At 64.2% G+C, this 22750-nt stretch carries 13 protein-coding genes; 5 read left to right on the top strand and 8 right to left on the bottom strand.

The features are described from left to right. Nucleotides 1–42: 42 nt before the first annotated feature. From FGL91_RS06080 to FGL91_RS06070, 3 genes are all read right to left on the bottom strand, one after another. Nucleotides 43–1461, bottom strand: a complete 1419-nt coding sequence (locus FGL91_RS06080; RefSeq protein ID WP_153243361.1) for an MFS transporter — start codon at nt 1459–1461, stop codon at nt 43–45. A 99-nt stretch (nt 1462–1560) separates the two neighbouring features. After that, on the bottom strand, nt 1561–2127 hold the full coding sequence (locus FGL91_RS06075) for a TetR/AcrR family transcriptional regulator (RefSeq protein ID WP_153243360.1): 567 nt from the start codon (nt 2125–2127) through the stop codon (nt 1561–1563). Between the two features lie 65 nt (nt 2128–2192). Further along, on the bottom strand, nt 2193–2501 hold the full coding sequence (locus FGL91_RS06070) for an ArsR/SmtB family transcription factor (protein ID WP_047522783.1): 309 nt from the start codon (nt 2499–2501) through the stop codon (nt 2193–2195). An 82-nt stretch (nt 2502–2583) separates the two neighbouring features. Here FGL91_RS06070 and FGL91_RS06065 point away from each other — a divergent pair, with 82 nt between their 5' ends. Beyond that, nucleotides 2584–3813: an MFS transporter gene (locus tag FGL91_RS06065; RefSeq protein WP_153243359.1), complete on the top strand. Its 1230-nt coding sequence runs from the start codon at nt 2584–2586 to the stop codon at nt 3811–3813. A gap of 19 nt (nt 3814–3832) precedes the next feature. On the opposite strand, the gene FGL91_RS06060 is transcribed toward FGL91_RS06065, so the two are convergent. Further along, nucleotides 3833–4348: a hypothetical protein gene (locus tag FGL91_RS06060; RefSeq protein ID WP_227991931.1), complete on the bottom strand. Its 516-nt coding sequence runs from the start codon at nt 4346–4348 to the stop codon at nt 3833–3835. Nucleotides 4349–4500: 152 nt separating this feature from the next. Between FGL91_RS06060 and FGL91_RS06055 the strand changes: the two genes are divergently transcribed. From FGL91_RS06055 to FGL91_RS06045, 3 genes are all read left to right on the top strand, one after another. After that, nucleotides 4501–5790 (top strand): hypothetical protein, encoded by a 1290-nt coding sequence (locus FGL91_RS06055; RefSeq protein ID WP_134352729.1) that lies wholly within the window; start codon nt 4501–4503, stop codon nt 5788–5790. Beyond that, entirely contained in the window at nt 5787–7622 is a 1836-nt protein-coding gene (locus FGL91_RS06050; protein WP_153243358.1) for a DUF262 domain-containing protein, read from the top strand. The genes FGL91_RS06055 and FGL91_RS06050 overlap by 4 nt, the downstream gene beginning before the upstream one ends. Nucleotides 7623–7761: 139 nt before the next feature. After that, entirely contained in the window at nt 7762–14256 is a 6495-nt protein-coding gene (locus tag FGL91_RS06045; protein WP_227991929.1) for a DUF3320 domain-containing protein, read from the top strand. A gap of 148 nt (nt 14257–14404) precedes the next feature. Here FGL91_RS06045 and FGL91_RS06040 read toward each other — a convergent pair whose 3' ends face one another. Next, nucleotides 14405–15619, bottom strand: coding sequence for an exonuclease domain-containing protein (locus FGL91_RS06040; RefSeq protein ID WP_153243356.1), 1215 nt, complete (start codon nt 15617–15619; stop codon nt 14405–14407). Between the two features lie 71 nt (nt 15620–15690). Between FGL91_RS06040 and FGL91_RS06035 the strand changes: the two genes are divergently transcribed. Further along, nucleotides 15691–16284, top strand: coding sequence for an HNH endonuclease (locus FGL91_RS06035; RefSeq protein WP_153243355.1), 594 nt, complete (start codon nt 15691–15693; stop codon nt 16282–16284). A 371-nt stretch (nt 16285–16655) separates the two neighbouring features. Here the strand turns inward: FGL91_RS06035 and FGL91_RS06030 are convergent, their stop codons facing one another. The 3 genes from FGL91_RS06030 to FGL91_RS06020 are packed head-to-tail and all read right to left on the bottom strand — an operon-like array spanning nt 16656 to nt 22539. Then, nucleotides 16656–17843 (bottom strand): GIY-YIG nuclease family protein, encoded by a 1188-nt coding sequence (locus FGL91_RS06030; RefSeq protein WP_227991927.1) that lies wholly within the window; start codon nt 17841–17843, stop codon nt 16656–16658. Next, complete coding sequence (locus tag FGL91_RS06025; RefSeq protein ID WP_194239321.1) at nt 17840–19825, bottom strand: DEAD/DEAH box helicase; 1986 nt, start codon at nt 19823–19825, stop codon at nt 17840–17842. Before FGL91_RS06025 ends, FGL91_RS06030 begins: the two co-directional genes overlap by 4 nt. Continuing rightward, nucleotides 19822–22539, bottom strand: coding sequence for a DNA methyltransferase (locus FGL91_RS06020; RefSeq protein WP_153243354.1), 2718 nt, complete (start codon nt 22537–22539; stop codon nt 19822–19824). The genes FGL91_RS06025 and FGL91_RS06020 overlap by 4 nt, the downstream gene beginning before the upstream one ends. Nucleotides 22540–22750 lie beyond the last annotated feature (211 nt).

Here is a 22750-nt window from a genome sequence, read left to right as displayed (position 1 = left end):
AACGTGCCCAGCGACGTCGTCCACGGGCTCGCTCCGACACCCTCAGTCGCGGCGCCAGACCGCGACGATCGCCGCGCCGACGACCGCCAGTCCTGCCGCGCCGAGGAAGAGCCAGGAGAACCCGCCCGTGAGGGCCTCGGCGTGGGAGGCCCCTTCCGCCGAGAGTGCCGCGGTGCGGAGCCCTGCGACCGTGCCGAGCACCGCGAGCCCGATCGCGCCACCGAACTGCTGACTGGTGTTGACGAGTCCACCCGCGAGCCCGGCCTCTCCGCCCTCGACGCCGTCCACGGCGAGCTGGGTGGTCGCGACGACCGCGCCGCCGAGTCCGACGCCGACCAGGAGAGTCGGACCGAGCAGGTGTGTGAGGAACGCGGCATCCGCCGGAGATGCGGAGAGCCACACGAGCCCTGCCGCGAGGAGGAGCAGCGCCCCGATCAGCACCGGCCGCGTGCCGACGCGGGCGATCACGGCGGGGACCGCACCGGCGACCAGCACGAGCACACCGGCGAGGGGCAGCTGCGTGAGGCCTGCGGTCAGCGCGTCATAGCCGAGCACGGCCTGCATGTAGACCGAGAGGGCGAAGAAGAGGGCGACCATGGTGGCCCCGCCCAGCAGCATGACGATGTTGCCGAGCGCGAGGTTGCGGTTCCGGAACACGCGGAGCGGGACGAGAGGAGCGGCGGCGCGGCGCTCGATCGCCACGAAGACCCCTCCGAGCACCAGCGCGAGGGCGAGCAGTCCCAGCGGCAACGGATGCACGAACCCGACCTGCTCGACCGCGCTCAGTGCACCGACGAGCGAGACCAGTGCGGCAGTGACCGTCACGGCGCCGGCAGCATCCAGTCGACCGGAGACACGGAGGCCGTCGCGGGTGATGAGCAGCGGGATCGCGAGGAGCACGAGCGCGCCGATCGGCACGTTCACGAAGAACACCGACTGCCAGCCGAGGGTCGCCGTGAGCACCCCACCGAGCAGCACCCCTGCGGCGGATCCGGCGCCGGCGACCGCTCCCCACACTCCCAGCGCCTTGGTGCGTTCGGCGTCGTCCGGGAACAGCTGGGTCAGCAGCGCGAGGGCGGCCGGGGCGAGGAGCGCGGCCGACACCCCCTGCAGGGCGCGGGCGGAGAGGAGCATCTCGCTCGAGAGAGAGAACCCGGCGAGCGCGGATGCTGCCACGAACCCGGCCGCTCCGAGGAGGAACACCCGGCGGTGCCCGTATCGGTCGGCAAGGCGTCCACCGAGGAGGAGCAGTCCTCCGAACGCGAGCACGTAGGCGGTGATCACCCAAGAGAGGGTGGCGGTATCCATGCCCAGCTGCCGCCCGATGACGGGGAGGGCGATGTTCACGATCGAAGCGTCGAGCACCACGAGGAACTGGGCGAGGGCGAGGACGCTGAGGGCGAGCCAGCGACGCGTGCTGCGCGGTGCGGCGACCGCCGGGAGGGAAGTGAGGGTGGTCATGACGTGCTCCGTTCTGGATTCTTGTGGGCGGAGTAGGTGCTGAGTGATTGCTCACTCACTCTTGAGGGCGCGGAAATAGACCCGCCTCCGACAGAAGTATCAGTCGGGGTGCGTGATCCCCTTGGTCAGCAGGGCGACCCAGTCCCCCGGGCGCCCGTCGAGCTGCGTCGTGACGATCAGGTGACAGAGCTGCCCGTACGCGATGAAGCGCTGCACATCGTCGTCGCTCGCCCGAGAACGGGTCTTCGCGAACGTCGTGACGCGTTCGAGCCCTTCCCGCAGCGCCCCGCCCACGGCGGGGATCTCGGCGACCGACTGCGCGTGCACCTGCAACATCAACAGCGTCCGGTCGGAGATGAGGTGCGCGTAGGCGTCACCCATCGCGTCGAGCACCCCTTCCGGCGAGGTGTCGGCGGCGGCATCCGCCCCTTCCTCGAGGGCGGCGAGGATCGCGTCGAAGCAGGCGTCGAGCGCCACGACGAACAGCGCCTCCTTGCCGGAGTACAGCTTGAAGACGTAGGCCGGCGAGATCTTGGCCTCGCGCGCCACGTCGGCGACGGTCGTGCCGTGATAGCCACCGCGTGCGAACGCCGCCAGCGCTGCCGCAGCCACGAGGGGCCGACGGGCGTCGGCTGTCGAGAGGATGGAACTGCGAGTGCTGGACATATGAGTGACTATACACTCACTCTCACGGGCGGGCAAGGAATCCCGGCTCGACGGGCGGCGGGCGGTCACGGAGTGCGCAGCACCGAATCCAACAGCCCCGGGAAGAGCGCGTCGAGGTCGTCGCGTCGGAGCGTCAGCATCCGCCGGCGTCCGTGGGGCTCGTTGCGGATGACTCCGGCTTCGCGCAGCACCTTCATGAAGTGCGACTTTGTCGACTTCGGGAGGTTCGGATCGGTGGCGTGACAGGCTGCCATGTCGAGCGGTCCGTCGGCGAGCTGGCGCGCGATGGCGAGGCGCTCGGGGTCGCTGAGCGCGAAGAGCACGTCCGTGAGCTGGATCTCGGAGCGTTCCGGGTGAGGGAGATCGCCAGGCATGGTTCGAGAATAGTTGAACAATCGCAGGATGGCGAGTACGCTCCGATAGTTCGATGATTCTCGAACCTTATGAGGAGTCGCCATGACCAGCACCGCGCCGATCATCCGTCCGTCGATGGCGGGCAACACCTCGCCCGGCGCGGTCCCCCGGGCGCGGTTCGGATTCGTGCTGGCGATCGTGGCGCAGATCCTGATGATGGTCGGGGCGAGTGCGCCGTCGCCGTTCTATCCGGTGCTCGCGCAGGACATCGGGTTCCCGGCTGTGGTGATCAGCGCCGTGTTCGCGGTGTACGCGGTGGCACTGCTGCTCACACTCCTCACCGCCGGTTCGGTCTCGGATCACGTGGGTCGTCGTCCGGTCGCGATCGCCGGGTTCCTGCTGCTGGCCGGGAGCATGTTCCTCTTCTGGCACGCGGATGCCGTCGCAGTGCTGTTCCTCGCGCGCATCCTGCAGGGCGTGGCGAGTGGTCTGCTGATCTCGGCTCTGTCGGCGACGGTGCTCGACTTCGCACCGGGCGGGCGTGCCGGGGTCGCGGCGCTGTGGAACGCGCTGAGCCCCGGGATCGGACTCGCGCTCGGGGCGCTCGCGTCCGGGGTGATGCTCGACGTGAGCGGCGAGGCCCTGCTCGACGTGTTCGCGCCCTTGAGCTCGATCTACCTCGTGCTGGCGGTGCTCTTCCTGCTGGTGCCGGAGACCGCGCCGCGCACGCCCGGAGTGTGGGCGTCGCTGAGCTTCCGGCTGTCGATCCCTCCGGCGATTCGGGCCGACTTCTGGCGTGGGGCTCCGGCGGTGATCGCGGGGTGGGCGACGGGTGGACTCTTCCTGTCGCTCGGCGCGAACATCGTGCGGGGCGAGCTCGGCGGGGAGGCGCACGTGTGGCAGGGGCTCGGCGTCGTGCTGCTCGCCGGTGTCGGTGCGGTGACGGCCTTCGTGCTGCGGCGGATCTCCGCGCGATCGATGGTGCTGTTCGGCACGTCGGCGCTCGGGGTCGGGACGCTGCTGTCGCTGATCGCGTTGGGCGTGGGGGCGCTGCCGTTCTACCTCGTCGCGGCGGCGGTCACCGGCATGGGCTTCGGAACCGCGTTCTCAGGAGTCGTCGCGTCGTTGGCTCCGCAGATCCCGGCGACGCAGCGGGCCGACACCTTCGCCGTCCTGTATGTGCTGGCGTATCTGGCCTTCGGAGTGCCGGCTGTGATCGCCGGTGCGCTGGTCGGGGTGTTCGGGCTCGAAGCGGTGTGCGTCGGGTACGGGATCGTGGTGATCGCGCTCGCGGGGATCGCGTTCGGACTGCGGGTACGGGCGGGGCGGTAGGCCGCGCGCCGTCCGGCCGTCAGGGTCCCGTCATCGGCTCAGTCACGACGTCGATGACCCCGAGTGGGAAGGGGCTGAAGACGGACCAGGAGCCGGACGAGAACTGCTCGAGCGGAATCAGCTGGAACCACACGTGCGAAACCACGAGTGCCACGGCGACGAGCAGACCGGCTCCTCGGATCGCGCGTTCCAGTGTCCGCAGGGCGGGGCGCTCATCCGATGCCTTGGTGACGCGCCCAATCGCGATCAGGACGATCAGCGCGATGCCGACATAGACGAACACGCTGGGACGGAGTGCCAACGACACGCACATCGGAGCCTGCTCGACCGACCGGCCCTCCGCGTCGATGAACCCGCCATCGGCATCGATTCCTCCCGGGCAGAATCCCTTGCTGCCGCTCATGAAGACGGAGTAGAGGACTCCCGCGACGAGGGCCCAGATGAGGAGCCGTCGGATGCCTATGATCACCACAGCTCCGGGGAGCCCGGCGGCAGTGGTGTCGGGCTGCGGCGCCTGGGGTGATGTGAGTGACACGGCGGACTCCTTCGAGGTCGGTCCTCTTCATCATGTCGGAGGAACGGGCGGTGAGGGAAGGGGGGCGGGAGGTGCGCAGTGTCGCGTTGTCGTGCGCATACGCCATGATCTTCATAGGCGCGCATGGGGTTTCGCACGAAAGGGCATCACGTATGGACGACGTAGATCTCTCCGAGATCGAGCTGATCACCGACGGGGATGGGCTCGCGCTGATCGGCCCAGCGTCCAGCGTGGAACAGTTCTTGACATCCAATCGCCTCGAGTCTCGCGATCTTGAACTTCCGCGGCTTGGGAGCGCCTTCGGAGGTGGCGCCGCTGCTCTCAAGGCAGGCTCCGAGATCACAGCGAACTCCGGGCGCTGGATGAAGCTGACTGAGGAGTCGTGGGCTGCCGCGCAAAAACTGCCCAAAGTGACGAACTCGTCAAGCGGTAATCTCCATGCGACTCTCCGGGCTCCCAATGGGCAGTTCGCGAAGAATCTGCAGTTCCTCAAGACGCCGGGATCGATGCTGACGAACCCAGCCATGCTCGCGGGCGTCGCGGGAATCATGGCCCAGGTTGCGATGCAGCAGACCATGGAAGAGATCACCGACTACCTCGCCGTCATAGACGAGAAGGTCGATGACGTGCTCCGAGCGCAGAAAGATGCTGTGCTCGCGGACATGATCGGCGTGGACATGATGCTCGAAGAGGCGCTGACCATCCGAAAGGAAGTCGGTGGCGTTTCAGACGTGACTTGGTCAAAGGTGCAGGGATCGGCGATGACGATCGCTCGCACCCAGGCATACGCCTTGCGCCAGATCGATGCCCTTGCGGAAAAGCTAGAAAGCAAGTCCGTCAATGAACTCGCCGACCTGTCGAAGAACGTCGACCGTCACGTGCAGGATTGGCTCGCTGTGCTCGCACACTGCTTCTACCTGCAGGAGGCGACAGGGGTCATCGAACTCGACCGCGTCCTCCAGACATCTCCCGAGGAACTCGACCGTCACCGAATCGCGCTCCGAACGGCTCGCGCCAACCGCGCGGAGGTGATCACACAAGCCACGCGGCAGCTCCTCAATCGCATGGACGTGGCAGCGTCGCTTGCGAACTCGAAGGTGCTCTTCAATCCCATCGAGTCTCCGGCGATTGTTCGGTCGAGGAACGCAGTCAATGACTCTGTCGGAACTTTCCACGATCACCTCGGCGTCGAAGCGGCCCCAGACGAGCTTGAGTCCCGGCGTTGGTCGGCCGCAGTTGCGGACACCCGCGATGACTTGCTCCGAGCCGGCAGCGACGGCGTAGACACGGCGCGCCGCCTCGGCACAGAAGGCGTCGAGGCCGCCACACGCATCGGCGCTGAGGGCGTGGACAAGGCCAAGGAGATCGCGGGATCGTTCGCCGACTTCGCCGGACGCACATTCAGACGCCGCAACCCGAAGAGCGAGGTGGGCGAGTCATGAGCACCGGGAGCAAAGCCCTTGATCGGCCCGTCCACCAGTGGCTCTCCGATATCGCGGCCGGCAAGCTTCACCTTCCAAGTTTTCAGCGCGGTGAGGCCTGGGACCGACGCCGAATCGAGTCAATGCTGCGCACGATCATCCGTGATCTTCCGCTGGGAATCACTCTTGTCCTCGACGTCGGCGAGGAAGAGCAGTTCCATTCGCGGCCGCTGGTAACCGCTCCGCAGACGCATGCGAAGGTCACGGAGCACCTTCTCGACGGGCAGCAACGACTCACCGCGCTTTGGCGCTCACTCAAGGGCAACTACGAGGATCGCAAGTTCTTCGTCCATCACCCCCTGCTCGACGAGGACCCGCAGAACGATGGTGACGGCGTCGACGTCTGGTCGTACACGACGTGGAAGAACAAGAACGGGCAGTTGATGCCACGCTGGACCGAAGACCCCGCTCAATGCGCACAGCGAGGTCTGGTTCCCGTGCACCTTCTGGACCCCGCGTCGGACGATGAGGTAGGAGCGTGGATCGAGAAGGCGACTTCGCACCTCAAGCCAACGCTCCACGCCGATTCCGATGCGACGCAGATCTTCGCCGCCATGGAGGCCTACGACGCGCGGCGACGGTTCCTCAAGGACGACGTCGTCTCTCCACTCCGTGAGACGGTCAAGCACTATCGGCTCCCGTACTTGAATCTTCCCGCCAGCACACCAAAGTCGGTCGCTCTCGAGGTGTTCATCAACATGAACACCAATGCAAAGCCGCTTCGCCCGTTCGACATCGTCGTCGCAGAGGTGGAGAACGCGACGGGAGCTCGGCTGCAGGAGATGATCGACACGTTCGTCGCGCAGCATCCGCACGTCGGCCCTTTCGGTTCCGTGTCCGATCTCCTCCTTCAGACGATCGCGCTGCACCAGGATCTCTCGCCGAACAAGTCTGGCTTCTTCAGCCTCGATGCCGATCGACTCGTCAAGGAATGGGACCTCACGCTACAAGGCCTCCTCGACGCGATCGAGCTTCTCGGGCAGATGCGAATCTGGGATGCCGAGCGACTGCCCACTGCCGTAGCAGTGCCTGTCGTGGCCGCGATGTTCGTTCGTGCCCCTAAGCTCGGCGACGCCCGAGGGCTGGTCGAACATGTCGGCCGAAAGTACCTGTGGACCGCGTTCTTCACCGGACGCTACGACGGCGCGGCGGCGACTCGTGCGCATGCAGACGCCAAGCCGCTCCTCACCTTCGCGTCTGCGCCGACACCCGGTGCGCTCGCGTTGCTCGACTCGACCGTGCCCGTCCTCAACCGCGAGGTGTACCCGCTTCCCAGTACTCGGGCGCTCCAGGCCGCAGGGTGGCCGAGTGGGCGGAGCAGCCTCGCACGCGCGATACTCGCCGCGACCAACTACTTCGGTGCGCGTGATTTCGCCGATGACTCGCCACTCAGCGCCTCCAACGTCCGAAAGCGCGAATACCACCACCTCTTCCCGGCGAAGCTGCTCAGCGACGCCGGAATCGATCCGAACCTGGCACTGAACTGCGCCCTCATCACGTGGCGGACGAATCGCACGATCGGTCGACTCGACCCGATCGCCTACCTGGCAGCGCGCGCCGAGGCTGCTCCGAGCGTGGAGTCCGTTGAGGCTCGGCTGCGGAGTCACGTGATCCCCGTCACGGCTCTTCGAGATGCAGGGCCATATCCGGACGCGGTGGTCGGCGCCGAACTTCTGGCGCAGGTCGGGCCGGACTTCGCGAGCTTCATCGAGTTGCGCGCCGAAGCCGTGGCTCGCGCAATGGCGCGACTGTGCGAGGGCGAGGGACCGGAGCTCGCCGCGGTCTTGAGCTAGGAACTGGGTATGAGACGCCGTTCGCGCATGTTCCGTCGACGGAGAGCCGTCCGATACCCTCGCCTTACTCCCTGCGATGTCGTCGGTCACCCCTATCGTCGATCGACTCGGCATCGAAAGGTCCAGCAGGAGGAGACCCGTGCAAGACAGCAACCATCATTCCGACGTCGGCGATGCGCTCGGAGTACTGATCGACGGCTTGCGCCCGTTCGTAGACCGCGTGCTCGCCGAGGCCGCACCTGACATCAGCGATTGGACCACGATCCTTCAGCAGAAGGACCGTCGCGGTGGTCGCAACGTCACCCAGTACTCGCGCGGTGACCTCTCCTTGATGCTGCGCGCCATGACCGAACATCTCGGCGAGCTCGGCTACCCGTTCGAACGTGCGTTGTCGCGTCAGGGCAAGCTGTATGCGAGCGAGCTTCGGCAGGTCCGCAATGGCTGGGCACACAATCAATCGTTCTCTGCCGCCCAGGCATACCGCGCTATGGATTCGATGGAGCTGCTCCTTCGTCTGATTGCCGCCGACGACGAGGCCGCCGAAGTCGCGAGGTTGAAGACCCCCATACTTCCTGCTCCCGCGATGGCCAACTCCGGTCAGCCGGCCGCCGAGTCGACTGCTCCGCTCGACCCTGGCACTCGCGCCCGGATTCCCAACGATGCGGCTGGTGCCGTCGCGACGCCCGGATCGATCACTCAGCGAGCCGTCGCGCGCATCGAGACGAACGCGATCACGTACCTCAGCTATCCGATGGCGATGAACCAAATTCCGGTGCTCGACGAGGTCACTATCGTCGATGTCCTCGTAGATCACCGCGGGGCATCCCTCGAAATCGATGTACTCTCCGCAACCGGCTCCCTCGGCGACCCGAAGGTACAGTTTGTCGACTTGGAGGTCGGACAGTCGACGACCATCCGCGACATCGGACTGCAACTCGACCCGCAGCGCATGCTTGAGATCGACGTGGAACAGCAAGGCGTGCTGCGCGTCACGCTTCGCGACGCGGCAGGAACCGTGCTCGCGCTGTCATCGAAGGATGTCCGGGTGCTCGCGGCGAATCAGTGGATCGGCACTCCGCTTCAACTCGGCCTCGAACTGCTGGCAGCCCACGTGCAACCCAATTCCTCCGCACTTCCGTCCCTGCTCGTCGAAGCAAGCGACATTCTCGGTGTGACAACAGGGAACACCGAGATCGACGGATACCAGTCCGAGAGTCCCGATCGGGTCGATGCGATCGCAGCTGCGATCTACGACGCGATTCGACGTCGGGACATCCGATATGCCGAGCCGCCCGCGACCTGGGGACAGCGCGGCCAGCGAGTTCGCACCCCGCGCGAGGTCCTCGAAGAGCGTCTCGGCACGTGCCTCGACACCACGATCACGATGGCATCGGCGCTCGAGCTCGCCGGAGTTAACTCGACCATGTGGCTCGCAAACGGGCACATCTTCCTCGGATACTGGCGCTCCGACCACTCGCTCGGTACCGTCGCCACAACCGACGCGATGGAGCTTGCCAATCTCGTCGACCTCGGCCATATCGGGCTCATCGAAACAACGATGCTCACTGGCGGCGCTGAGTCCCGTTCGTTCGGCGACGCGAATCGCGCACCCCGGGCGAGGTACCTTCGCCCCGACGCCGAGTGGAACGAGCTGCTCGGGGTCACCGACGTGCGCGAGGCCCGCGAACATCAGATCTTCCCGCTCCCGAGTCGCGCAGTCGCGACCGACGGAACTGTCGTCATCACCGCGTACGAGGCGCCGAAGCCGGTGGCTCCCGAGCCGTATTTTGCGCCGAGTGGGGCCGCGGGCTCCACTCCTGGCGGGTCGACGGTTCCACGTCGCGTGCAGTTGTGGAAGAACGCGCTGCTCGACCTCAGCCTTCGGAACAAGTTAATCAATTACACCGACCGTGCCGGTTATCGCCTCGAGGTTCCACCCTCGTCGGTCGCTCGACTCGAAGACACGATCAACGCTGGCCAGGCAGTTGCCCTCAACGCGTCCGACGACATTCCGACCGTCGATAAGGTGCGCGGCGTTCGTTGGGCGAAGGACCTCCCTGAATCGAATCGCGAGGAAGCACTCACCACGAAGCGCCGCGCGTACATCGACATCACAGGCGCCAGCTACACGAGCAAGCTTCGCTACCTCGCATACAAGGCCAAGACCGTCGTTGAAGAGAGCGGCGCGAACAACCTCTACCTCGCCTTCGGGATGCTGCATTGGAAGTTCAGCGATCGGGAACTCCGGTCGCCGCTTGTCTTGGTGCCGGTGAACCTGACCACGGCGAACCGTGGCCAGGAGTACCGCCTCGTCCTCGACGAGGCCGGCACCTCTACCCCGAACTACTGCCTTCTCGAAAAGCTTCGGCTCTCGTTCGGACTGGAGATTGCCGGGCTTGCGAACCCAGTCGAGGATGACTCGGGCATCGATCTCCCCGCCGCGTTCCACGCTGCGCGCACTGCGATCGCGGCGGCCGGTCTGCCCTTCCGGGTCGAGGAGTCTGTCGATCTCTCGATCCTGCAGTTCGCGAAGTTCCGTCTCTGGAAAGATCTCGACGAGAACTGGGAAGTACTCGCCAAGAACTCGCTAGTTTCGCACCTCATCCAGACTCCGCTCGAGCCCTTCTCCGACCCGATCGCGCCTGCCGCCGGAGTGGACCTCGACGAGCTCGGCGAATCCGTGCCCGTGGCCGCCGACGCCTCCCAGCTCGATGCAGTTGCCGAAGCGGTCGCCGGTCGAACCTTCGTCCTTGAGGGCCCTCCAGGCACGGGTAAATCGCAGACGATCACCAATCTGCTCGCGCGCTCCGTGGCGGCTGGAAAGCGAGTGCTGTTCGTCGCCGAGAAGCGAGCGGCGCTCGACGTGGTGAAGACCCGACTCGAATCCGTCGGCCTCGGCGATCTCTCGTTGGATCTGCACGATAAGTCGGCACGCCCTGCCGCAGTGCGAGCTCAGATCAAACGCGCGCTCGACCTCAACGTTCGGGCCGACAGCACGAAGCTTCACGCCGACAGCGAAGCCGCCCAGTCGAGCAGGCGTTCACTCGCTAGGTACGCAGATCGGTTGCACGAGCCGAACGCCGCGGGCCTCTCGCTCTACTCCGCCCGAACGACCGACTTGGCCTTAGACCCAGACGCACCCACGCTCACGATTCCGTCGTCGCTGGTCGCGAATGCCGATACGCCGACCCTCGACTCGCTCCGCCAAACACTTCGTCAGCTCCCCGAAACCGCGGACTTAGCCCGGCCGAGCCTGAACCACCCGTGGGGCTTCGTTGATGAACGCCCAGGCACTCGTGTCGAGAGCTCCCAGCTGCATGCCGTGGCAGCAGCGTTCGATTCAGCCCTCGCTGCTGTGGTCGAGAGTGGGATTCCGCTCAACCAACTCGCCCTCGAAGGCTCGCCCGCAGGCATCACGACGTGGACCGAAGTGAGTCGCGCGCCACGCCACCCGCTCGCAACGATCGACGCCCTCTCAGACCCGGCGTGGACCGCATTCCTGGTGAGCCTTCGCGCTGAAGTGTCGAACTTCCCGAAGCCGGCATGGCTCGCACGGGTTGGAGCGAGTGTTCTTGCCCGTGACATCCACGGAATTCACCGCGACGCCGTCGCTGCTGATGCTTCGGGTTTCTTCGGGCGCAAGAAGCGCAGACGTGAAGTTCTGGCCCGCTTCACCGACGAACTCACGGTCGAGCCGAAGACCATCCGATTGAAGGATCTGTCGTCGTTGACCGGCGAAATGGATACGACGGCGACCGCGGTTGACACGCTCCGCGAACGACTCGGCAAAGTCCCGATCCCACTCGTGGATGCCTCATTCAACCCGCTCATTCCGGCCGACGCCGAGGGCGTCTTGTCCCGGCTCAACTGGACCACGTGGCTCTGTACGGCTCTCGGGAACAGCGAAGATCCGTTCGTCGGCGCCTTACGCGCGTACTTCGCGAGCACACCGGTCGGGGCATCCGCTGGAGAGCTGGACCGCTTCCAGTCCGCCTGGCGAGAGTTGCAAGCGGCCGCCCGAACCGATTCCGAGGCCGCACTCGACTGGGTCGGTGATTCGGACTTCCTCACGAAGTGGTGGACTACCCGTGGGGAACGTCGCATCACGGAGACCGGGCACATCGGACTCGCGCGTTGGCTCGACTTCACCAGAGCACTCGAACCGCTCCGGGCGGCGGGCCTCGAATCTGCGCGGCGCGCGCTCTTGATCGGTGAGGTGCCGGCCGAGTACGCGGCGATCGCATTCGACAAGGGCGTCGCAAAGGCCTCGATGCTCGAACGGCAGGACGCGACTGCGCTCACCGGATTCGATCTCCAAGCACACAACCGCACCATCAGCAGGTTTACGAACGCGACGCACGCGGTACGCTCCGAGCTCCCCCGATCCATCCCGGCTGAACTGTTGGCTGACAGGCGAGTCTCATCTGCGGCAGGCGGAAAGATGGGAGCCCTCCGGCGCCAACTCGACCGGCAGCGAGGCGGCATGTCGGTGCGCACGATGCTCGAGAACTTCGGTGATCTCATCGTCGAGGTCATGCCTTGCACGCTGATGAGCCCCGAGTCGGTCGCTCGATTCTTCCCCGCGCAAGCCGACCTGTTCGACATCGTGGTGTTCGACGAGGCGTCCCAGATTCGCGTGGCCGACGCCGTCGGAGCGATGGGACGAGGCCGCGCCGTCGTCGTGGTCGGCGATAGCAAGCAGATGCCGCCGACGTCGTTCGCGGACGCCGGCACCTCGATCGACGATGACACGGACTACACGCCGGAGACTGTCGTCGACGAGGAGTCCATTCTCTCGGAAAGCGTCCAAGCCCAGGTCCCCCGGAAGTGGCTGTCCTGGCACTACCGCAGCCAAGACGAATCACTGATCGCGTTCAGCAACCACCACTACTACGAGAACCGGCTCTCGTCATTCCCGGCTCCAATGTCGACTGCCGCAGACGACGGCATCGACGGGCACGGCATCGCCTTCGCGCGCGTGCACGGGCACTTCGAACGGTCCGGGCGAGGGAAGGCGCTTCGCACGAACCGAGTCGAGGCAGAGGCGATCGTCGATGAGGTGCGTCGCCGATTCACCGCGTCACCTGACGAGATTCCGTCGCTCGGCATCATCACCTTCAACGCTCAGCAGCGCGACCTTGTCGACAACATGCTGCGCGACACCGGAGATGACCGCATCCTCGCCGCTCTGGATGCCCGCGACGGCGTTTTCGTGAAGAACCTCGAGAACGTGCAGGGCGACGAGCGGGACACCATCCTGTTCTCGGTCGCGTTCAGCGTGAACGATCGAGGGGTGCTCCCCCTGAATTTCGGGCCGTTGTCACGCGCCGGTGGAGAACGTCGACTCAACGTGGCGATCACTCGCGCCCGCCGTCAGGTGGTGCTGTTCGCAAGCTTCGACCCCGACCAACTTCGGGCGGAACAGACCGGGTCGGTCGGTATCAAGCACCTCAAGGCCTACCTCGAGCTCGCCGCGCGCGGTGTCGAAGCGGTCACTGATGAAGCGCGTCGGATGCCTCGTATCGATCGACACCGCGATGAAATCGCCGCCGAGCTCCGCTCCGCTGGATACGCGGTGCTCACCGATGTCGGACTCTCCGAGTTTCGAGTCGACATCAGCATCGCCGATGCTGATGCGCCCGATCAGCCGCTCGTCGCGGTGCTCCTCGACGGCGAGAACTGGCGAGCACGACAGACCGTTGCCGACCGCGACGGGCTTCCGGTAGATGTCTTGAAGGGGCTGATGCGCTGGCCAAGCGTCGTGCGAGTATGGCTCCCGGAGTGGCTGCACGATCACGAGGGTTCCCTGAAGCGTCTGGCGGAGGCTGTCGAAGATGCGAAGGACTTCCTCGCGACGGCACGCGAGCACGCATCTGAAGCGACCGTTGCCGCGGATATATCTGGGGACGGGCCCGAGCCTTCGATCACTGAGTCTTGTGTGGCCATCGCGGCCAAGGAAGACATCAGCAGCGCACGGGTCGAGCTCGACCGCGCGACGGGGCTGATCCGCGCAGCGCCGATCACTCCCACAGAGCCCGCGCCTTTCACGCCTCGTAGACACCCTGACGTCGCAGACTTCTCCCCATGGATTCCTGTTCGACTGGGAACGGTGGCTGTCCTCGACTCGCTCCCGAGCGGTCGAAGCGCCACCCAGGTGCGTGACGCGATCCGGGAAGTGGTCCGGTCAGAAGGCCCGGTCCACCGCGCGCGTGTCGTGAAGCTCGTCGCTTCCGCCTTCGGGCTCGACCGAGTCGCGCAGGTGCGTGCGGCCGCCATCCTCCGCTGTGTACCGAGCGAGCTGAGCCGGGCCAACGGAGAACGCACCTTCCTCTGGCCAGAACGAATCGAGCCCGACACGTGGTTGGGTGTCAAGTGTGTTGAAGCGGGCGCCTCCCGCGATGTCGAGCATGTTTCCCTGGTCGAGATCGCGAACGCGATGCGTGTCAGCGCCGACCTTTCCGGCGGCATGACCGACGAGGAAATCAAGCGCGACGCGTTAGGCATGTTCGGTGGCAAGCGACTCACCGCCGCGATCAGAGAACGCCTCGAAGCTGGGCTTGCCTACGGACTCGAATCAGGGCGACTCGATCGGGATCCGACCGGCTATGTGGTGAATGGGCTGCGCGGGAGCTAATCCATGGAGACGAAGGACAGGAATCCTCACGTCGTGAAAGCCGACAGGAGCTAGCTGGTTGAAGAGATCGCCGAGCCCACTCGCGCGAGGGTCGCGAAGCACTGCCCGGATCTGAAGCATCGTCAGTGACCTGATCTACCTGGGTAGATCAGGCGTAGCGTTCGGCGAGCCAAGACTCGCCGACGATGGGGATGCCGTAGTCGCGAGCTTTTCGGGCCTTGCCGGAGAGGGAGTCGGGATCGGCCGCGATCACGAGGCGCGCTGCCTTGGTCACGGCGGGCTTCACGATGATCCCGTGTTCGCGGAGACGTTGCTCCCACTCGGAGCGTGCTCGCGTCATCTCTCCCGTGAGAACGACGATGTCTCCAGGGCTCAGCGCGAAAGCAGACATCGACGGAGGCTCCACGATCTCAACGGGCTGAGCCACGGCATCCAGCACGATCTCGACGGGGACTTCGAGAAGCTCCGCAACGGAGATCAGATCGGCACGCTCGTCCTCGGTGACGACGCCATCTGCCCAGGCGATCTTGACCAACGCGGCGAGGTAGTCGCGATGCAGCCGCTCGACCGTTGAGCGTGGCAGACCGGCTCGCTCCGCGAATGCGACGAGAGCGTCATTCTCATGCTCCGACAGATAGCGGTCGAGGAGGCACCGCTCGACGAGAGCGACATACTCCGCCTGCTCATCGGAGTCGCTGACGTCCGGAACGCGGTCAACAATTCTCTCCAGGAAGCTTGGCGAATACTCTTCGACGCTCGAACGAGCGAGCCACTCGCCGCGCTCCCCCGCGTACGGAGCGAGGCGCTCAGCCCGGCCGAGCAAATCACGCCAAGTGGACTGTCCCGTACTCGCCACGAAAGCGCCAAGGAGTTCCGCCGTCGCGCGCGCATCAACCGCTGCACGGTGTGCCCCGCTGAGGTCGATGTCGAAGGCAGCACAGCAATCGGCGAGCGTGCTGCTTCCGCCGAGGTGGGTGCGCGCCAGTCGCATCGTGCAGAGGCTAACGAACGGCACGCCTGCCCAATAGGCCGCGCGACCGAGCTCCGCTTCGAGGAATCTCATGTCGAAGGATGCGTTGTGCGCCACGACCACGCGCTGCGAGAGCAGATCCACAAGGTCGCCAGTGACGCCCGGGAACTGCGACGCTCGCAAGATCTCCCGAGCGCTGATGCCGTGGATGTCCTGACGCCCGAGATCCCTACCCGGGTTGATGAGCGTCTCCCACTGGCCGGTTATCGTGCCATCAGGCTCGGAGTGGACCACGGAAATCTCGATCGCCCGATCGGTCCCCTCGGCGTAGAAACCCGTGGTCTCAAAGTCGATGGTCGCGAAACCGGAGGAGGGCACGGGAATCGAGGTCATGGTGCCACTGTATCGGCGACCGTCGGCGCTTGTTCTGACGCTCTCGCCGCGGATTCCGCCATGATCGAGACATGAAGTCCCCGATCTACCTCAGCTTGTTCGCGATGCCGAAGCCCGTGCGGATCATGGGTCGGAGTTCGAGCATCACGAACTCGTTCGTGAACGGCATCATCCCCGTGGTCGTACCGACCGAGGCAGAGGTCCGGGCAGCCCTCGAGATTCTCGGCATGCTCGATCGTGTGAGCTGTAGCTACTGCGGCGACACCAGCACGGAATGGGACCACCTTCGTCCTCTGGTGAGCAACCAGCGACCGACGGGATACATCTCCGAGATACACAACCTCGTACCCGCCTGCGGCAAGTGCAACCAGAGCAAGGGCAACAAGGACTGGCTGACCTGGATGTGCAGCTCGGCCCCGCTCTCTCCGAAATCTCGCGGTGTTCCTGACATCGAAGATCGCATCGCTCGCCTACAGGAGTACGAGCGCCAGGCATCCCCGACTCGTGTCGACTTTGAAGCGGCGGTCGGGCCCGACCTGTGGCAGCAGCACTGGGCGCACCACAAGCACCTGCTGGAGCTGATGCGCGTGGCCGATCAGGACGCGCAGGAGATCAGAACCCGCGTGCGGGAAACTCATGAGGCCAAGAGACAGGCGGCGACCTGATGGCGTCCGCGATCACATGGCTCGACGTGCATTCGTTGCAGCTCTCGCGTCGCCCGAAACTAAGCGATTGGGCCAGTTCGCGCCATGGTGGGTGCACGAGGGGGACGCCCGAATCCAGCGGCGAATTGCCTCGTTCACGTTGAGCAGGGATGACGAGAAGTACGAGCGGTTGCTCGACGCCCTAGCCCTGTACCGCCTCACCCTCGGGCGACCCCGACAGGAGGACATGGCGCGGCTGATGCAGCAAGGCGAAATGGGCCGAGACCTGGCGGTTGGTGCGATCAATCTGCGCCCACCCACCAGGCACGTTTGAGATTCACAGCGATGAGGCGGCAAAACCTCGTCTGAACGACGGGGAAGGGGCGCTGGACTCACTCGACAAGACGCACCAACTTTTGTTGCATCTTGTCGTAGCAGTAGTCGACGACTTCTCCGGACATAATCATCGCCACGGCCTGGTTTATAGCATCGAGCGGAACGACGAACCACTCGGACGGATCGTAGTCGCGTCCCCTCCTGTCGGTCTGCGTCAGGTCGAGGCGTACGTCCGCAAAGACGCGGTGCAGAAGACTCTCCAACGCGGAGGCTTTGAGGTTGTAGACCTTATAGTCCGCGACAACCTTGACGGGAGCCATCAGATAGGTCGGGGACGTGGATGCACCCTTCACGCGCTGTTCGACACTCGTGGTCGAGAAGCCAATCTTGTGCAGGTGCTTGAGATTAGCGATCAGCGGGTCCGTACTGAGTGACTGCAGCACATATATGTGGCCGCTTTCGATGTCTGCGTCCAGGATCTCATCCGCGTCGTGACCGGTGCGCGCCAGAACCCGCCCTTGTGCCTCATACATCCGCGTCATCAGACTCTGCTTGTACATTGCTGACTCGGTGCCGTTCTCAAACACCACTCGCAGGCGCTGCTTCTGGGTGCGCTTGCCACCTACGACGAGGTCAACGTCGTCACCGACCTCCGCCACGAAACACATCACGCCGTTGAGGACGAAGAACACACCCTCTCGGATCAGGTCCATGCCGGTGAATGGCTTCAGCGTGAAAGTGCCGTCGGCGAGCTCTGCGTGCTTCGCTTTGAACAGCGGCTCGAACTGTTCGAAGTCCTTCGCCTTCACGCGCTGTGCGACTGACTCGGCGGACTCTGGCCGCTTGATCGCAGGCAAGCCAGACACATCAAGTATCCCGGCGTCATCGCCCAGCAGATCGTCGAGATCGTCGCTCTCGAGCAGCTCATCGAGCGACGCTGGCGCTGCAGGCGCTTCGAGCAGACCGAACTCGTCGAGGTGCTTCACCGCTTCAGCTTTCGCGTCGTTGGCGAGAAAGCCATCCAGCCGCGCACCGAGCTTTCGCTCGGCGATCTCACGCGTCTGCGCGCTGGGTGCCCGCCCTTCGCTACGCCGGAACTCGACGATCTCAAGGAAAGCGCGCTCCATCCGGTCGGATGACGTGATCTTCTTCGGCTTCTCCGGCGCGTTTAGCAGCTCGTCGTCGAGGATGTCGTCGATTGTGAGGACCACGTTCTCGTTGAACGTGAAATCGATCGGGGTCACGACGGCTCCCCCGTCTCGGTCGCTGCCTTCTCGGCCTCGCGCTTCTGCTTCAGCTTTTGCAGGAACAGCAGCGCCGCGGCCATGCGCTTTTCCGCGGGGTCCTCCGAGCGCAGGTCGGGACGCTTGCCGTTGACCTGCACCCAGGTCTTGATCTTCGGGTACAGCGCAAGTGCCTCCTCTTCCGAGAACTCGATCTTCGTCGATGTGATCGTGTCCTGGATCAGACGCAGCACCGAGGGCGTGACCGACTTCGACAGCACCTCGAACGCCCGCTGGAACGGGTTCACCGAGTCGATGAGGTTGATGTTCAGCTCGTCGATGTTCACGAACTTCTCGGCCATCTTGATGAAGCGCTTGTCGCCGACTTCGCGCACTTCGCCGTTCTTGATCACCGAGTCCACGACGACCTGCTGACGCACTTCTTCGATCTGATCTTCGGTGAGGTCGGGGTACTTCTCCCGGATGATCTTCGGGATCAGCACCTTGTTCGTCGTCTCGGCATCAATCGATCCTGCGGCGGCCCGAGCGAAGGTGTCGTCCTGCAGAATTGTCGCTTTCAGGTCGTTCAGGTCTGTCGCGACGATCTGCTTCACACGGTCGCTGGAGGGCTCCTTGAAGCCCTTGATCTTGAGCTCGCCCTTCCTTGCTGGCTCGTCATCGTCGAACTTCTTCGTCTTGAAGTTGAAGTTCGGCGCGAGCACCTGCTCCATGAGCAGCGAGGCCGTGATCGCCTTCAGCATGTTGTTCACCGACACCTTGACCTCGCCTTGTGAGGCGTCCGGCTCCGCGATGAGGTTCGTAAACTGCGCGTGCGACTTGCCTGGGCTGTCACGGGTGACTCGACCGATGATCTGGATCACCTCGGTGAGCGACGCTCGGTAGCCCACCGTCAGCGCATGCTCCGCGAACGGCCAGTCGAAGCCCTCCTTCGCCATGCCCAGCGCGATGATGATGTCGACCCCATCGCGTTCCTTCGACGCGGTGTGGGACAAGTAGTGCAGCGTGTCGCCACGCTTCTTCTGATCGGTGTCGTCGACAAGGTCCGCGACCCGCACGATCTCGCCAGTGTCCTCGCGACGCACGCTGATGATTCCCGTGTCGGGGTCCGTCGATTCGACGTGCCCGATGGCGTCGATGATCCGGCCGACCTCCTCGATCTTGTCCTTCGTTGACTCGCCGGAGTTCACGCTCGGGATGTGCACGATCGTCTTCTTGTCGAGGTCGAGCACCTCATGGATTGCGTCGGTGTACCGGCCCTGGTAGAAGTGGTGCCCAATGCCGAGCGAGCGTAGGTACTCGTAGCCGTTGAGCTGGTCGTAGTAGTTGAACGTCACCGGCGTGAACTTCGCCTCATCCTCAGGCGAAAGCACCGGCACCGAGTCCCCGCGGAAGTATGAGCCCGTCATGGCCACGATGTGTACGTCCGAGCCGTTCATCACGTCCCGGAGCAGTGCTCCCAACCGCGACGACTCCGTGTCGGCAGAGACGTGGTGGAACTCGTCGATCGCCAGCACGGTGCCGTTGAACGACTCCGGGGCCAACTTCTCGAACGCGAAACGCAGCGTCGCGTGCGTGCACACCAGCACGGCGTCAGGTCCCTCCAGGAACTTCACGAACGCGTCAACCTTGCCCGCCGACGATCCTGCGTCGCACAGGTTGTGCTCGTCCTTGATCTCCCAGTCCGCCCAGAAGCCGTGTTTCGTCAATGCCGTTGACGCGAACGATGCGCCGATCGAGCGCTCCGGTACGGCCACGATGATCTTCTTGCGGCTCTGGTTGTAGAGCTTGTCCAGTGCGACGAACATCAGCGCGCGGGACTTGCCCGACGCCGGCGGGGCCTTGACCAGCAGGTGCTGGGCGTAGCGCTGCTCGAAGACGCGCTGCTGCATCTCGCGCATGCCCAACGCGTCGGTGTTGACCGAGGCCATTGTCTGCGCATACGTGACGTCGACGATGTTCACGGGCTTGTTGATCGCGGTCACTTCGCAGTCCTCCGGGTCTTCTTCGCCGGGGCCTTCGCGGCTTCCTCGGCGGTCATACGCTCGTACAGCGCGAACAAGTCCGACAGACGCTGCTCGTCCGTCTCGTAGGGCTTCTTCGAGTAGATCGAGTCGACCAGCACGTCGACCGCGGCATGGGCTTCGCGCAAGTCCTGCGGCATCTTGTCTGGGTCGTAGAGCTCGGCCAGCGTCTGCTCACAGTGGTATTCGCGGACGTCCAGCACACGCAGAGCGGCGACCGTCAGCTTCTCCCTCACCGCTTCTGACAGCGGTGGTACGGGGAAGTTGTTGTAAACGATCGTGTTGGAGTATCGGAAATCTGTCTTCAGTTTGCCGCCCACAGCGCGCGTCCACACCATATGCACACGTGATGTCAGGAGTGCGAAAAGCCACGGCTCCGCGTCGTAGATTGCGAAGGCGGCGTCGGAGATGACCGTGTCGGGCCCGAGATAGCCCATTGGCATGTATTCGCGTCGTTCGGACGACACGCGCGGCACGATGATCGAATCAGTTGGTTTGAATCGGACCTCTCCGAAGCGGTGCGCAACGGATGCCAGCTTGTTTGTGGATTCTCTCCTACTGTTGGAGCGATGCTCGCGTACGTGCTCGATGCGACGCGCGATCTCGGGGATCGTCATAGCCGATGCGAGGTCACCAGGCCCGATCCAGAGCGCGAAGCGCTCCGTGCCCGAGATGAACTCGCTCGCGCCAAGGAATCGTTTCACATAACGAGCCACGTCTGGATAGGAATCAAGCAATTGTCCCCGTTCCTCATCTGACAAGACGAGGCCACCGCTGTCGTTGGGCATGCTGCCGAATGACATCTCTGGTAGCGCCGAAATCGGCTTTGTCCTCTTCATTACAAAGGCGTTGTCGCCGTCCGCGAGGTATCCGTTGATGTTCTCGGCCTTGATCTGCAGATCGTCGGTGTAGATGAACTTATCTCCGGGGCGGGCCATGCGCAGGCCGATCACGGCCACGGTCACGCCCGCGTTGTGCTTGGCGTTGTTTTCCCATTTGAACGAGGTGTAGGCAAACCCGATTTCGATCCCCTTGGCGAAGATCATCGGGAAAATGAGCCCGACATGCTCGCCCTGTGCCACCGAGTTCGTCGTGACGAACGCCAGCTCGGCGCGCGTTCCTTCGATGTAATCAGCCCCCTTGACGAACCAGAGCGCGATGTAGTCGAGATTCTTCGAGTAGGGCCGTCGCCCAAACACGTGTGCGAAATCGACCTTCTGTTCCGTCGTCTGGACCCTCGCGCCCAGATACGGCGGGTTCCCAATCAGGTAGATCTCCGCCTCGCCGTCGTTAGGACATACCGTGTCCCAGCCGACCAGCGTCGCGTTGCCCGCCTTGATCTGCCCCGTCTCCTTCAGCGGGATCAAGGGGATCTCGACGCGGAACTTCTCTCGGAACTCCCGGTTCATCTGGTGCTTTGCGATCCAGAGCGAAAGGATCGCGACCTCCACGGCGAAGTCGTCGATCTCGATGCCGTAGAAGTTCTCGATGCTGATCTTCGAGTCCGCCCACAGCACCTGATGCGAGGAGCTCAGCTCAGCGAGCCGCTCGAGGATCGCGTGCTCGAGCTTGCGTAGCTCCTTGTACGCGATAACGAGGAAGTTTCCCGACCCACAGGCAGGGTCGAACACCTTAATCTCTGCAATGCGGTCAAGCAGTCGGATGAGCCGCCGCTCACTGTCCTGCGCATCGTTGATCTCATCCCTCAACGCATCGAGGAAGAGCGGCTCGATCGTCTTCAGGATGTTCGGCACCGAGGTGTAGTGCTGCCCCAGGTCGCTGCGCTTGCCCGGTGTGACGATCGCCTGGAACATCGAGCCGAAGATGTCGGGATTGATGTCGCGCCAGATGAGCGTGCCTGAGGCGATGAGCTCCTCTCGTGCCTGCTTCGTGAAGCGCGGCACGACCTGATCGTCCTTGACCGTGAACAGCCGGCCATTGACGTAGGGGAAATCGGCGAGATGCTTCGGCTTGTCAGCCGCGTTCTCTGTGTCGAGTGCCTTGAACAAGTCGGCCAGGAACTCAGCGAGGTCCGATCCATCGGACTGCGTCTGGGATCCGATCGCGTTCGTGAACTGGTTGTCCCCGAAGATGCCCGTGTCCTCCGCGAAGAAGCAGAACAGCAGTCGAGTGAAGAAGATGTTCAGCGAGTGGCGGCCTCGCTCGTCGTCGAAGATCCCCGGGTTGGCCTGCAAGAGCTCGTCGAAGAGCTTGCCCATGCGCTCGGCAGCCTTGACGTCGGCATGGGACTCAGCGACGTACTGCGCCTTCTCCATGCCGGCCCACGGGAGAAAGAACGTGAAGTGCTGGTCGATCTCGCGGATCGCGAAGCCGATGGTCTCGTTCGTCTTAATGTCGTGAGCGACCAGTTCGACGTAGTCCGTGACGATGACAAACCGCGTGCTGAAGCGAACGACCGCGGGAGTCGACTTGAGCTCCTCGATGACCGCCAGCGGGTCGCTGGTCGTCTCTTTGAAGTAGACGACATTCTTCTGCGCGACCTCGGTCGACGAATCAATTGCTACGTTCAGCGACCCGTTACGCAACCTCGTGACGTTGCCCTGGGGCTTTCCGTAGGCGAGCAGGAGGTCGAAGATGAACTCTCGGTCGTACTCGTCGCGACCAGCCAGCGGCGCGACGCGCTCCTCGACAGCTTTGAGGTTGAGTCTCGCCATATGGAAGTCCTACTCTCACGCACGCCAAGTTGGGAGCCAGCACATCACGCAGCCTTGCCGCCTCTCCAACGATGCGGTGCCCGCGTCCGTCCATCCTATCTAGCGGTTGTCACCGGATCAGGAAGGCGATTACCTGCTCGATCGCGCGCGGGGAGCAGCAGTTGGTGCCCCCTACCGGCGCGGAACGCATCAACCGTCAGGCCTGCCCCAA

The sequence above is a fragment of the Microbacterium sp. CBA3102 genome (assembly GCF_007954505.1).
GTDB classification, from domain to species: Bacteria; Actinomycetota; Actinomycetes; order Actinomycetales; family Microbacteriaceae; genus Microbacterium; species Microbacterium aurugineum.
The sequence above is the reverse complement of the archived record's forward strand: the minus strand, read 5'-3'. Positions and strand labels throughout refer to the sequence as shown.

Bases quoted from the DNA above. Each gene is read 5' to 3' on its own strand.
- FGL91_RS06080 (WP_153243361.1), bottom strand. From the start codon at position 1,461: ATGACCACCCTCACTTCCCTCCCGGCGGTCGCCGCACCGCGCAGCACG.
- FGL91_RS06050 (WP_153243358.1), top strand. From the start codon at position 5,787: ATGAGCACCGGGAGCAAAGCCCTTGATCGGCCCGTCCACCAGTGGCTC.
- FGL91_RS06020 (WP_153243354.1), bottom strand. From the start codon at position 22,539: ATGGCGAGACTCAACCTCAAAGCTGTCGAGGAGCGCGTCGCGCCGCTG.
- FGL91_RS06065 (WP_153243359.1), top strand. From the start codon at position 2,584: ATGACCAGCACCGCGCCGATCATCCGTCCGTCGATGGCGGGCAACACC.
- FGL91_RS06070 (WP_047522783.1), bottom strand. From the start codon at position 2,501: ATGCCTGGCGATCTCCCTCACCCGGAACGCTCCGAGATCCAGCTCACG.
- FGL91_RS06075 (WP_153243360.1), bottom strand. From the start codon at position 2,127: ATGTCCAGCACTCGCAGTTCCATCCTCTCGACAGCCGACGCCCGTCGG.
- FGL91_RS06040 (WP_153243356.1), bottom strand. From the start codon at position 15,619: ATGACCTCGATTCCCGTGCCCTCCTCCGGTTTCGCGACCATCGACTTT.
- FGL91_RS06055 (WP_134352729.1), top strand. From the start codon at position 4,501: ATGGACGACGTAGATCTCTCCGAGATCGAGCTGATCACCGACGGGGAT.
- FGL91_RS06035 (WP_153243355.1), top strand. From the start codon at position 15,691: ATGAAGTCCCCGATCTACCTCAGCTTGTTCGCGATGCCGAAGCCCGTG.